Annotated in this window: 11 protein-coding genes and 1 pseudogene; 3 read left to right on the top strand and 9 right to left on the bottom strand. The window is 37.7% G+C overall.

Annotated features, from left to right (window positions below; all coding sequences use genetic code 11):
- The first annotated feature begins 137 nt into the window (after positions 1–137).
- Positions 138–1145, top strand: coding sequence for a sugar transferase (locus VSA01S_RS10970; protein WP_039981362.1), 1008 nt, complete (start codon positions 138–140; stop codon positions 1143–1145).
- 3 nt (positions 1146–1148) lie between these two features.
- Complete coding sequence (locus VSA01S_RS10965; protein WP_039981365.1) at positions 1149–1958, top strand: glycosyltransferase; 810 nt, start codon at positions 1149–1151, stop codon at positions 1956–1958.
- A 586-nt stretch (positions 1959–2544) separates the two neighbouring features.
- On the opposite strand, the gene wzy is transcribed toward VSA01S_RS10965, so the two are convergent.
- The 9 genes and pseudogenes from wzy to VSA01S_RS10920 all read right to left on the bottom strand — a co-directional run bounded on the left by wzy (position 2545) and on the right by VSA01S_RS10920 (position 13046).
- On the bottom strand, positions 2545–3840 hold the full coding sequence (wzy, locus tag VSA01S_RS20560) for an O-antigen polysaccharide polymerase Wzy (RefSeq protein WP_371860792.1): 1296 nt from the start codon (positions 3838–3840) through the stop codon (positions 2545–2547).
- 52 nt (positions 3841–3892) lie between these two features.
- Positions 3893–4888, bottom strand: coding sequence for a hypothetical protein (locus VSA01S_RS10955; protein WP_145993887.1), 996 nt, complete (start codon positions 4886–4888; stop codon positions 3893–3895).
- Between the two features lie 185 nt (positions 4889–5073).
- Positions 5074–6096 (bottom strand): glycosyltransferase, encoded by a 1023-nt coding sequence (locus tag VSA01S_RS10950; RefSeq protein WP_158000773.1) that lies wholly within the window; start codon positions 6094–6096, stop codon positions 5074–5076.
- Between the two features lie 59 nt (positions 6097–6155).
- A complete protein-coding gene (locus tag VSA01S_RS10945; protein WP_186810627.1) occupies positions 6156–7304 on the bottom strand; it encodes a CDP-glycerol glycerophosphotransferase family protein in 1149 nt (382 codons plus the stop codon).
- An 18-nt stretch (positions 7305–7322) separates the two neighbouring features.
- Complete coding sequence (locus VSA01S_RS10940; RefSeq protein ID WP_039981570.1) at positions 7323–7976, bottom strand: SDR family oxidoreductase; 654 nt, start codon at positions 7974–7976, stop codon at positions 7323–7325.
- Complete coding sequence (locus VSA01S_RS10935; protein ID WP_039981678.1) at positions 7948–8388, bottom strand: FAD synthase family protein; 441 nt, start codon at positions 8386–8388, stop codon at positions 7948–7950. The genes VSA01S_RS10940 and VSA01S_RS10935 overlap by 29 nt, the downstream gene beginning before the upstream one ends.
- A 10-nt stretch (positions 8389–8398) precedes the next feature.
- Complete coding sequence (locus VSA01S_RS10930) at positions 8399–9373, bottom strand: Wzz/FepE/Etk N-terminal domain-containing protein (protein ID WP_039981572.1); 975 nt, start codon at positions 9371–9373, stop codon at positions 8399–8401.
- 280 nt (positions 9374–9653) lie between these two features.
- Positions 9654–12116 (bottom strand): annotated as a pseudogene (locus VSA01S_RS10925) (SLBB domain-containing protein); the annotation flags it as partial.
- Positions 12117–12485: 369 nt separating this feature from the next.
- Complete coding sequence (locus VSA01S_RS10920; protein ID WP_039981576.1) at positions 12486–13046, bottom strand: outer membrane beta-barrel protein; 561 nt, start codon at positions 13044–13046, stop codon at positions 12486–12488.
- Between the two features lie 883 nt (positions 13047–13929).
- On the opposite strand from VSA01S_RS10920, the gene VSA01S_RS20310 reads away from it, so the two are divergent.
- The gene (locus VSA01S_RS20310) at positions 13930–14151 is read left to right on the top strand and encodes a hypothetical protein (protein ID WP_083932254.1); all 222 of its coding nucleotides are present in this window, start codon (positions 13930–13932) and stop codon (positions 14149–14151) included.
- The last annotated feature ends 15 nt before the right edge of the window (positions 14152–14166 follow it).

Here is a 14166-nt window from a genome sequence, read left to right as displayed (position 1 = left end):
AACTTAAAGTTTCATTCAAAAACCCAATACGGCTACAAGCATGTTGTGAATATGGGGATATAATTTCAGTACGAAATAAATTATAATCCTCAACTTGTTAGTAATTTGCCAGTCGAACATATAAAATATTCTATTCTATGACAGACAGTATCAGTAACACGCTTAAAGAACGAGAAGACATTGAATTTTCTAAAAATAATTCAACTAACATTGCATCAGCGTTGGACAAGTTAGCTACAGGCACACAATATGCTTGTCTTTACATTTACTGCCCGACTGCAGATGAAGAGAAGATCTCCTTAGTGTTGGAAAGACACCCAGAGCTCAATGCGCAGATCAACAACTATGCAATTCGTGACTTTAAGAATAAGACTCTTTGCCATTTTAGAAGCTCACATCTAGACAGCGAACAGCAAGCTTATCTAGTCGCTGCGACAGAACTTGGCGCTTGGGTAGAACCATTGGTCAGCTACTTTGACCGTCGCCTTGGTTACACGGAGACAGAGCTACTGCATAGTGGCTACTTCCTACATCAAAAGGCGTTCTCAATTTTGTCTAACCGTAAGAACAGTTGGCAAAAGCGTGCTATCGATCTTCTTTTCGTCTTTATTCTTGCATGGGTTGCTATCCCAGTAGGTTTGATTACCGCTCTTCTTATTAAGTTAGAGTCACCAGGCCCGGTTTTCTTTAAGCAGCGCCGAACTGGCCAATACAATGAAGAGTTCGATGTTATTAAATTCCGCTCAATGCGAAACGATGCCGAGAAAGATGGGGCGAAGTGGGCCACGAAGAATGACGCTCGTGTTACTCGCGTAGGTAAGTTTATCCGTAAGACTCGTATTGATGAACTACCGCAGCTTATTAACGTCTGGAGAAACGAGATGTCTATGGTAGGCCCTCGCCCAGAACGTGAAGTGTTTATCGCAGAGTTGGAAAAAGAAATTCCTTACTATCGCTTTCGTCACGCAGTAAAGCCAGGTGTAACAGGTTTGGCTCAAGTGAAATACCCGTATGGTGCTTCTGTTGCGGACGCCGTATGGAAACATAAATATGATATTTACTACATCAAACATCAGAACTGGAGAATGGAAGTGAAGATATTACTTCTTACAGTAAAAACTGTTCTATTTGGGATGGGGCGATAGAAAATGGCATCAAAATTCTCCGTGTTATGTTCTTTGTATCACAAAGAGCAACCAAATTACCTAGAACAGTGCTTTGAAAGCTTGGAGTGGCAAACTTTAGCGGCGAGCGAGATTGTTGTGGTTCACGATGGACCTCTAAGTGAAGGATTATACGCCGTTTTGGAAAAGTGGGAACGTAGGCTACCACTTAAACAAGTTGTCCTTAAGAATAATGTCGGATTAGGAGAAGCGCTCAATAAAGGTCTGGATGCATGTAGCCATAACCTAGTTGCTCGCGTAGATACTGATGATATTAACCATATGGACAGGTTTGATAAACAAGTGCGGTACATGGACAATAATCCAGATGTAGCAGCTGCAAGCTCTGATGTTAATGAATTTGACACAGATCCAGAAGAACCTAGCAGAGTTAAGAAAGTTCCATGTTCTAAGACGGTGTTCACGTACAGCCTAAGACGAAACCCCTTAAACCATATGGCGACTATTTTTAGAAAAGATGCAGTAACAAATGTTGGAAGCTACCAACATCACTTATACATGGAAGACTACTATCTATGGCTTCGCTTGCAAGCTAAGGGCTATAAGATAAGTAATATTCCAGAAACCCTTGTTAGTGCGAGAGTTGGAAATGGAATGCTAGAGAGACGTAGAGGCTTGCCCTATGCATTAAGTGAGCTAAAAATGATGCGCAATATGTATAAACTAAATTTATCTAAATCACCAAAAACTGCGATATACTTTAGTTTAAGAGCTATTTCTCGATTGGCCCCCATAACCATGCTTAGCCTTATCTACCATAAAGTCATGAGATGAATCTTTGAAATATCAGAGCTATTGAGATTTAACAGCAAAAAATATGTGAATCAAGCCGAAGGAATCATAATCGATGAGCGTCATATGATTCATGTATTTCGATATGCACCATCACCAACATTAATATTTTCTCACACCTCCAAGGCTCCCCAACCAGAACTAACATCCACTACGAGTTTGTAGGACTGAACTCGTTCAGAAACTTGATTTATTTCAACAACAGACTCAAGCTTGCTCAAATCTGTTACGACCAAATTAATGAATGTTAATATGAGGCGAGATAAGCTGAGGAACGAGATGGGCACAAGCTAGAGAATAAATTTCTCATCTCACAATTAACAGAACTGCGCATCATTAGGGAGTTCTAGTGATAAGTACGTCAAAAGGAAATCTATTAAAGAGAGCTATTGTTTTTCCACCATATGTGTCGAAATTTTAAAGTAAAGGATCGACTTTAAAAAGCAATTAGTGCAATTTATTCCTTGTCTAAAGCATGGCTCCCCCCCTTATTAACGCCTTCCAATGCAATCCGGTAGACTATGTTGCTGCCAGAGTTATGGGTAACTTTTCAGATATTAATACTAGTTTAGGCGATCTTCTTCGTAGCCTCATATTGACGATATCTTTTAACACTAAAGTGTACAAAAAGAAGGATCAAAAATAAAAAGGTTAATATAAAGAGTAGGTTGAAGTTCCTAAACAAAGAACTCCTACTTATATAGGCCATATTACTGACAATGACAATACTTATAAGTATAAGGTATCTAGATGATATCACTCTATTTTGAAAGTACGCTAGAAAGCCACCTAACCCCGAAGCCAGAAGTAATGTTATAAATATTCCTGACTGATATAACTCTGCAACAAAATTGCCCCCTAGCCCCATACCTTTGTTAAACAGCTCCTCGCCAAGGATTTTATAGCTAATAACATCACCAAGTAGACCAATTTCATTCAACCTTTCAATGTTTTGGGAGCGAAAGATAAGAGCTTTCGGTGATAGAGGGGAGAAAACACTGAAATTTGATGTAAAGTATTCTAAGTTATTGATAGTAAATGGTAGTATGTAAAAACTATTACTTTGAGATGTAAAAAAGTAAGAAACTAGATTTCCATTCTTTAAGTCAAAATGCCAACCCTGCCTGTAAAATTGAATAAACAATAGCAAAGAAATCAGTACGCAGACCAGAAGCAACAGTGTCGTTATCTTTGGAGTTCGATTCGAGTAAAAGTTATAGTAAATATAATACAGAAGCGATATGTATAATACAAAAGAACTCCTAACACCCAAGAGTAGGAACCCAAAAGCAAATAATACAAAAACAAAAAAGTAAAACCTAACTGACTTCCAAGCGGGCAGAGAGCTAATTAAAATAGCAAATGCAATAACAAATAGATACCGAGAGACGTCAATCCAGAAAGGGGCACTCACCCCTTCTGAATAATAAGCATAGTATCCGAAACTCATTATAAACTTAAATTCCATATAAAATTTAAGTATTGTGCCAGGCAAAAAAACAATAAATAAAAATCGTCCTACATCGAACAATAATGGTGAAAAACCAACCTTACTATTGATTTCTTTTTTAAAGATTAGATTAGATGTAGAATGCGAAATGTTAATTATAGATAAAACGAGTGCATAAAAATTAAATGACAGTACTAAAACTGAGTCTGATATATAGTAAAGACCAGAAACTGTGCTCGTATAATTAACATTTGAATAATTAAAATACCTGCCTCCTAAAATAAATATAAAAAAACAGGATAGGAACATAAAGAATAAGCTATTTGTTCCACCATAGCTCAACGCATTCTTGATACTAGAAAAGTAAACGAGCGTCAGAAATGAAAATGACAAGAGTAATGGAGCTTGTAGCACTTCAACATAGTCTAAATAGAAAATGCAGAATGCACAAAAAAACAAAAAATAATCAAAAATGAATTTTACTTTTGACAATGTAATACACCTTAATAAGTGCTTCTATGATCTTGAAAAATAAAAACAGTAGTAGTAAGTTAGTAAGCCATACTTCTTTTGTGCTTAATATCATTAGCGTCATGATTAAAGAAGATATAGCTAGAGATAGTGAAATCGCCTTACTATTAACTTTAGCTAAACCTAATGGCACTAAGTATAACTCTCCTGCAACAAGAGATATGCTAGTAACAAGTGCTGTGATTGCTATCAATGTTAATCCTGGTAGTGATTCGCCAAAAAAATAACTAGTAATCGAATCCTTAAATAAAAAAACCAATATAGAGACAAATAGTGTAAATAAAATCGGACTACAACGAAGTAATGTATGTCGTCTAATGTCAACATTTGCTACTTTATTAAGAATAATACCCGTCAGTATCATCGGCATCATTAGACAAAATGCATAAACTTTGAGCATCACATCTAGCTTTGCAAACTGACTTGCCACTAAAATAATACCACTAAAAGCAAGAAATAACTTGTCAAATAATATTGCTGATGCTTTAGCGGTAAAAAAGTATTTAGTTTCATTTATAACATAAGCTATCGAGCTCATTTTCATATCGATTCTAAAGATAAGAAGGTATCTAAGAATAAAAAACTGAATCAAACCAGAAACTAAAAATACGCCCCCATAATATATAGCGAACTCATCAATTGAATTAATCTCATTTATATAAAGATAAGCGAGACAAACTAAAAAGGTAAAGCGGAGAGATCCAATTAAAGTAAGAACAACCGTTCTATTTATAACAACAAAGGCATGAGAGATAGAGAAAACCTCACCGAGCACAATCAGCCACAAGAAGACTGAAGAAAAATAATTTTCATTAGAAAAATTAAAGTAAGAAATCGAAAAATAAATTGGAGTCATTAGCAAAAGGAGCAACCCTTTTGCGTAAATTACCCTTCCTACTCTGATAGCTAAATCTTCACGACTATTTGACATCAAGATATAATTCTCAAAGCCAAATCTTACAACAATTATTATCAACGTAGATAAGTTAAGCAAATAAGCAAATAGCCCGTACTTAACATCCCCATACCTAGATATTAAAAGGGGAATGATTATTATTGCTAGTAGTGAGTCCAAACCTCTATTAATAACCAGAGATATAAACTTTCTCACGATATTCAAAAATTCAAATCTCTTACTTTACCATTAATTAGAGCGATGTTTAACTGTTCTTTAAAACATCTCTGTGCGTTATGTTTCATGCTGTTTTTTTCTTTATCACTCAGAGACTTCAGTGCTAAAATAACATCACTTAAGCTTTGATGCTCATCTACAACAAAACCACATCGATACCTCTCAACATACTCAGCCATATTTGTAGATCTGGTAATAATGACAGGTAAACCAAGAGATAATGCTTCCGAAATAACTAAAGGCATAGCTTCAGAAGCAGAACACAATACTAAAGCATCATATGAGGAAAGGACTGAATCTCTAGCAAGGTTACTCAATGTCCCATGAAAAAAAACTCGATCGTTCAGGTTATATTCATGTATTGCGTTTGACATCCTAATAATTTCACTATCATTCAATAACATATTTTCTCTTGTCAGTGATTTGTCATTTCCATATCCATAAATATCTAGTTTAATTTTATTTTCTCTAACATCTCGCTTGGCTATTTCACTCAGCATATAATCAATGCCTTTATAGTAAAAATCTACCTTTCCTAAATATACTAGTTTCCCGTTAGTAGCTTTAGATGGGGTATTATTTTTTGAGCCTGCTACTAAATTAGGTAAAAACTTAACTTTTTTTCTATTCTTTATTATTGAATTCTCAAACTCAGATCTGTTTGAAAAAATAAAACCATCTACCATAAGAAGCATTAAAGCGATAAATGGCTTAAACAACAATTTTTTCACAGATTTTTTACTGAAAGAATGCTTTGATAGTGAGCCGTGAGACTGAATATAGATCTTAACACCTAATATTTTTAATATCAGAACGATAGGTGGGTATACTGGCATATAGATAGAATGAACTATAGCTATATCGTATCTTTTTTTTAAAACAAGCTTTATGAAGTTAAAAAAACTTTTAAAAGCATATTCGTTCTTATGTTTACTTTCAGTTTGAAAATGACATAAATCTGACTCATAGCCGCTTACAGCCAACGACTCAACTAATTGATTGACCATTGCATTCAGTCCACCTATACGATAGGAAGGTACGACGTCTGCTATGTTGAGGATCTTTTTCATTGTTTTTTTGTTCTGATATATTTTAATAAGTTAGTACAAGACTGTTTTGACGCTGACAGTGAAATATAATCATCTTCAGTTTCAATCTGACAATCTTTATTCCTCCCCATAAAGGAAGATACTAGTCTTAATAGCTCCAACAAATCTGAATGATTTTTTAGCCTTTTTCCAGGTACACATTCTTGATATTCAAAATTCATCCCTCTATCTTTAATATAGTTGTCTAGATCATAGGGAATTAAACCTATTTCGCCATTAGTTAGCTGGTAGTCGAAAATGATTGATGAGTAGTCAGTCAATAAACCATCAAATTTGTGTAGATAGAAGTTTATTTCTGGGACTTTTTCTGAGGAAAGCAAAAATATATTATTATTATCTATATAGTCTTGAAATCCATTATCTAAATGATGCGGCCGAATAAAAATCCTGATATTTTCACGTTCTAAAAATTCGCACAAATTTTTATAATCAAAATCTTCAAATGGAAAGTACTTAGTTACACCACCATCTCGGTATGTTGGTGCGTACAATACATTTTTATACCCTGCAGTGAGTTTTTCTACGTAGTCATTTACTTCTTTATCTAATGAGCGACCAAACATTTCCCCGATTAATGAACCTAAAGCCAGTATATTACTTCTATCTACACAAAAACTTTCCGAGTATATAGGGGAAACTTTTTCAGATTGCGATACTATTGTCTTGTTAGACAAAGAATAATAATATTTATACAATATTTTTTTAAACGAGCTTTGATATTTATCTTTTAAGGCAATAGATTTTAATGGAAAACCGTGCCAAACATTAATTATTTCACGATTAAATATTGACGTAGGCAACATACATATAGACTTTGTTGACACAACCCAAAATTTAGCTGAATATATTTTTTGTAAATCAGAAAAACTATCAAAAGAAATAAAATAATCACCAAATTTATTTTTCAATTTTTCTCTAGTGGATTGTTCAGAAATAACAAATAGAACTTCAAACTCACTATCTTTACTAATTAAATATTCAAAAAAAACTCTAGAATAAAACGAGAATTTTTCATTTCTATATGATGATATCACAATTAGGTTATTATCTTTCTTTTTAAAAAAGTAATAAGAGCTTATCAATATTCTTTTAATTATATTCTTCAACTTACCATCCATATACTTTTAAAACAATAGTTCATCTTGCTTCATAACTTTTAACTGACCTTTACGGTAAAACACTATATCGCCAGACTTGTATGTTCCATTAACTATATCCAAAATAGGCATAACACCTTCTTCTAACGTCATAACGTTAGGGTTTTCAATGTTAATATTTTTTCTAATCTTTGTCTGAATAGCACCAGGGCAAGCAGTTATCACGTCAAACGAGTCTTTATATAAGCCTCCAGACAACCTCAAAACACCGGCTTTTGCTGCACAATATGATGTCCAATCCTTGTAACTGTTAAAGCCTGCAGTCGATGACATATTTATAATTTTACAGCAAGGGTTACTCTCTAAAGCATATTTAGATACCAGATAAGTCCCAATCAAATTTACGTTGATGTCATTGATCCATTTATCTGGATCTGACCCCACAACATTTGCTGAGTACAATGTTCCAGCAGCATTAACAACAACATCAAATTTTTCATTTTGTTTGCAAAAATACTCTTTCACACTGATCTTTGAGGTAACATCAAGCTCACTTCTTTGGGGCAAGTGAGTTTCGTAAATAGCAGAATCTAACAATTCCGACAGCTTTTTGGCAATATCGCCATTTCCACCAGTAATTAGTACTCTTTTTTTACTTTGGCTCTGGTATTGGATGTTCATCGCTACCCCTAATAAGCTCTTGATATTGTTCATATATTTTTTTCTTCAAATTTGTCGAACTCACTCCAGTTCCGTAAGGTAAGTAGAAAACATCTACACCTAACCGCTTCAAATAGTCATACTTACCATACCAGTCGTCACCGATTACAAAGCAGTCGATATTGAGCTTCTTAACTGTTTCACTATGCTCTAGAGTATGTTGTGGAATCACTAAATCAGGAGCTTTTAACCCCTCAACAATCGCAATCCTCTCTTCAAATGGTACTGCCGGTGGTTTTTTATAACTACAAACGAGTTCGTCAGTGCTAACGCCAACTATTAGAGTATCTCCCAGGCCTCGACCATAATTAATCATCTTCAGATGATTGCTATGGAATAAGTCAAATGTTCCTGACACATAAACAACTGTCATATTTACCCCTTCAATTACGATTTTTACTAAAAAAGGCATATTTGACTAATAAAATAGCCACGCCAAAAATTGTTCCTAGCAATAGCCCAAGAATTATAACCATTACCCTATTAGGCTTTGCTTTATTTTCAGATACAACTGCAGGATCAATAATTTTAAAAACAAATTCCTCCTGAACTTCCGCAAGCATTAAGCTTTTTGTTTGTTCTTCAATTAACTTATAAAAAGTACTTTGCATTTCTGCAACTGCAGTTTTTTCTAGCTGTTCACCCAAATACTTGAGGTTTTGCGTAGCTTCGGCTATGGCACGATTACGCATTACTTGATTAATATCATCTATCAACCAATTAACCCACATCTGTGCAACAAAAGGTGAATAGTGACCTACGGAAACTGTGTATAGTCCCGTTTCTTTATCTTGAGTTACGCTAAAAATATCTTTTTTAAAAATTTCAATTGCTTCTTGCTCTGTAGGTTTTGGGCCACGAAGGCCTTTTGGCTTCCTAAGCCATTTATTTTCTTTATCGTTATAGATTTCTTCATCTATAATCAGTTGATTTTTTTCAGCATCCCAGCCTTTTGCTGCCATTAATGGCACCAGCAAATTGTGATTATTAATAAAATTACCGATAAACTGACGTGACTTCATCACTTGTATTGCAAGATCCGTTTGAGAAGATTCACCACCACTAAGGTTAACACCCGCTAAAGCCGCTAAGCCACCCAACTGACCTGCCATTTTTGACAAACCACCACCGTTTGAGCTTTCAGCCGGCGCTAAAAGCGCATCTGATTTATAGATATTTGGCAGACTCAGTGCATAAAAGATTGAGCCAACAGTAAACACAAATGTAATTGAGATAATGAGCCACTTACCACTCCACAACGCTTTGAGAAGTTCACGTAAGTCGATTTCATCTTCGGTGGAATGAGGTTTAGGTGGAGATGCCAGGTAATGTGGATTGGGTTCTTTTTGAGATTCCATTGTTCTTAATCCTAGACTCTGAAATTCGTTATATTAGTCACAGAGATTTGATAGATTGATTTTACTTTTCAAAGCTCAGCCTTGCTGGGTCATAATCCCAGTCTGACTTCGACAGCTGCGATTACTTGACGTCACTTCGATTGTATTAAGTGGTATCCGTGATATTAAGCTAGCGATGGTATCAAAACCGAGCTTATGTAACTTTTAATGTCACATAAGCCCTCGTTTTGCTTGTATTTCAATATGATTTTGAGCTAGTTTAAATAAACTTTTTCCATCGCTACTTCAAGGCGTTAATCGCTACACCAGTTTGGTAAAGAATCTGTGTAGCAGCTGTCCATGTACTCAACGCATCGCGGTAGTCGGTATCAATTGGCACAACAATTGTGTCGCCTGCTTTGAGATCTTCATGATTGTTGCCAAACCAGTAGCCAGACGATGGTTTGTATACCGAGCCATCTGCACGGACAACAAAGATACGGTCTTCATCCGCTTGCTTCTTCGCGCCACCAGCTTTGTTTAGATAGTCATCGACATCCAACTTATCATCCAGCAAGTACGTGATAGGAACTTGAACTTCACCCATAATGGAGACGGTATTACGGAAGGTTGGCACAAACAAGAAGTCGCCATCTTCCAGCATAAAGTCTGCTGAGTGGTCACCTTTAAGAATACGGTTAAGCTGAACCACCATGCGTCCTAGAGCTTTACTGTTGCTGGCTTCTTCAACAAACTTCAAGGTTTTTTCTGGGTCAGAAATCACCGAGTTGAAGTTGCTGTCAGCACGGAAAGCTTTTTTGGCGGTTTCTGCACGCATATCGTGAGCATATTGGTTAAGTAGCTTCTGCTCTTGTAGGCGTAACGCTTCACGAGTGAAAATTGCACCTTGAGGATGAGCAAATTCTGTCAAGCCACCCGCACGTGTTAACAGCTGATCGAGTGTTTCACCTTGGCGCACGGTGTACGTACCAGGGAAGCGCACTTCACCTTGAAGGGTCACGGTACTTTGCAGTTTCACATTTGGCTTTTCAAGGATATTTAAGCGGTCACGACCAGAGATCAACACATCTGCATTACTATTACCTTGAATCGCTTTGCGCAAATCAACCCGTTCAACGTCGATCGATGCACGCTCATCGATGTTATTAATCACCGTGTGTGCTAACTCAGCGTTGATGGTAAAGGCATTATAAGTTAACCCCCCTGCTGCGGCCAGCAAGCTCGACACACTCATTCGTGGTGTGATTGGGTAACGGCCAGGGTGTTTTACTTCACCAAATACTTCGGCAATTTGAGGCGCTAAGCCCAAACGTGATTGCTGTTGCAACTGCAGTAAGACTGGCGCAAGCAAAGAACGACGGGTATTTTGCTTGAGAGCATCAAAGTCCTCTTGGGTGACTTCTTTGCCATGGAACATAATCTTAGGCTCTGAAACCACAGAGTCTGAAGCGTTTTTCTGCATATTGGTTTCATTAAGGTTCTGAGCATTTGCTAAACTATTTTGAGGCAAAATACCTTGTGGCGGAGACAGTAAGGCTACCGATGACTGCATCGCTGCTTGCTCTTTCTGCTGCTCTTGCTCAGCTTGTTGTTGTGCTTGCTCTAATGTCTTGGCTTTACTCGTCGATTCTTGTTCAGAAAAAGCGTCAAGGTCTTCATTATTGAAGCGGTTAAACACCAGCACACGATCACGTGACTGCAGCTCTAAGTTATCTTGGCTGTTAGGCGCTAATATTGCATTAGCCAGATTGATCTGGAACACTTCAATATCACGCTGTGGATTGATTTCACGTACCACAACTGCGTAGTTAACATCTGCAGTTGAATTAAATGATGTATCCACCGCTTGGAATAGGTTAGCGATACGAAGGCCTGATTTCCATTCCACAAAACCAGGGTGACGAACATCACCTTCGACTTCAACGTAACGAGTAAGCTCTTCACTCTTAGTCAAGACCTTAACCACATCACCATCTTTAACTTTAGTCTGTTTATCGCGTACTTGATGAAAGTCGAGTGTCAGTGCCTCACGTGCACCTTTGCTCGCATAGCGTTTTATTTCAATTTGATCTCGATGAGCATTTGCAGTAAAGCCTCCAGCCATATGAATCGCTTGTTGGTAGGTTTCACCTGGCTTCACTTCATAAATAGCAGGACGATTCACTTCACCGTCAATCGAAATGGTATTACCCACTGGGCCAATAAATACGACATCACCTGGCATTAAGCGGACATCGTTACGTGCATCGCCTTTTAATAGCAGGTCATACATATCCAGCTTACGAATCACTTGGCCATTGCGTTTGAGTTGAATGTTACGTAACGCACCGCTTTCATCAAAGCCACCACTGTAGTAAATCGCTTGCGAAATGGTTGTCAGCGCACTTACGGTATAAGAACCTGGTTTGTAAGCATCGCCCATAACAAACACTTGCATGGTACGCATTTCACCCAATGAAATATCACTGCGTACACCAATCATTTGCTCTTTTACACGTTGATTGAGTGATTCCCGCACATCAGAAAAGCTCATACCTGCTACTTGGATGGGGCCAAGTGAAGGAAAGTTGATGATACCAGCACGATTAACACGTAAACGGTGGGTATTGTTCTCTTTACCAAATAGCTGAATGACGATTTCATCTCCAGCGCCAACTGTATAATCAGCAGGAACAGGGACATCACCGACAGGAGCAAATGTAGTAGGTGAGCCAGCAAATAAATCCAAACCAAAGCGTTTTAAACTCTGCTCTTGTTGCTCAAGTTGAGTCTGCTTTTGTTTCTCTTGGCTACGTTCGTCAACGATTGGTCGCGCTGCCATCACCTGAGGATTCGTGTATTGACTAGATTGCTCTGCAGAGCCACTAGGCAGCGTAATGCCATATTTACTGGCCAATGCCTGTTGTTGATCCGCAGGCAAGCTTTGGAACATTTTCATCTGTTCCGGGGTTGGCGTTTGTGCCTGTGCAGCCGACATTAACGAGCTGGCTAAAACACAAGCGGCAATCGAGAAATATCCTTTAAGCATGATCATTCGCTATGGTAATTCAAAATTGGGAAAGCCCAGCTACTTTGAGCTGAGCTCGCTAATAATTAAAGTAAGATTAACAATTTAAAAACGGTGCTGAAAACCTAAGGTAAAGGCGTTAAGGCGCAAGTTTTCTTCTGATACACTATCGACAAACTCAAACACAACCGCATTATGTCTGCTTAAAGCAAAATGCATCCCGACACCAAAACTAAACCCTTGCTCTTTAATCGTTCCACTTTCTTGATGATTGATCTCAACGCTGGAATACCCCGTAAGACCATACATGGCAAAACGGTCTGATATCGGGACATTTAATTTGACATAGGCACTGGCCAACCGATCAACATTTAATCGACCCTCTCTTTGCATTGAGGTGCCATAACGCCCTTCCAATGCAAGATAGTCATTAAAAAAGTATCCTGCTTGAGCTTGTACCAGTAGCGGGCTCGCATCACTTACTTTAGAAGATATTGTTTGCGGATCAAGAGGGGCAACAGCATTTGAAGAAGTCGATACGGGTGCGCGATATTCTGCGTCAGCGTAGCTAACTAGAGCCCCGGCGTAAAAGTCTGCTGATGCTGAGAACGAGCTGATACCCAAGCAGAGCATACTCAGCGTTCCTAACCATGGTTGTTTATTCATTATGTCTCTATTCCTGAGTATCGGTTGACCATTTTACCGTCATTTGTTTGTGTATTGACCCGTTTCCGGTCTCTTGCACTAAACTTATCTACGCTACCGCCCAGTGGCATTACGCGTAAGCCACAGTTCGCGAAAGTATGAATTAATAATTTCATTAAAATTAATGTGAATTTTTGTGCGCTATAAGTCTCATGAATACCTTAAAATATATTTGAGAAGACCTACACAAAAACTGACAAATTATGCACGGATACCACTAAAACAGCAAGCTTTGCTAGTGCTATTAACCAGCGTATAATAAGGACATCACATAACCACAAGCGTTCCATCAAGGTAATCATTTGAAAAGCTTAAAAGGTTCGATTTATCTGGGTTTGTAGGTCCTAGGGTTCTAGAAGTAGCTTGAGGAAATTTTGGTTAGGTGCAAGTTGAATACGGAATACGGAATGATGAAAGAGTCAGTTCCTAGGACCTAGGATCCTAGGTCCTCAAAAACCTCAAACCTCACACGTTACCTTACCCAATCTCCTGAGACAAATGACTAACAAGAGAACACTTCGCATAATAAAAAGCTCCTATGGACTAGAATCTAGGTCTTAGGGTCTTAGGGTCTTAGAAGTAGCTTCAGGAAATTTTGAAGCTTGTGCAAATTTCGGTTGTGTGAAAATGGAATACGGCAAGAGACAGCTCCTAGGAACTAGGACTTAGGACCTTAAAAAACCTAGGACCTTACCTCCCCTTTCTTACTAGTTTTTACTTAGAAAAATCTTATTTAAGTAAGAAACTGTTTACATGCTGATCGTTTTTTAACTAAAATGGGAGCTGGTATGTGATGAACAAACCAAACATCGATGTTTTAAAATATGAAATACAAGGATTAATAATGAAGAATACAGCACTAGCTATTCTTATGGCTCTAAGCGCATCAACTGCATTTGCAGCTGAAGAAGCAGGCAGCGCAAGCGCAGCCTCTACTTCTGCAACAGGTACAACTGCAGTAGCAGTAGGTGCAGCAGCAGCAGTAACAGTTGTAGCCGTTGCAGCATCTGACAGTGACTCTACTTCTACTTCTACTTCTACTTCTACTTCAGTATCAACTAAGTAATTTAGTTCTGTAGAA

The sequence above is a fragment of the Vibrio sagamiensis NBRC 104589 genome (genome assembly GCF_007990935.1).
GTDB classification, from domain to species: Bacteria; Pseudomonadota; Gammaproteobacteria; order Enterobacterales; family Vibrionaceae; genus Vibrio; species Vibrio sagamiensis.
This window is presented reverse-complemented; position numbering and strand designations above follow the sequence as displayed.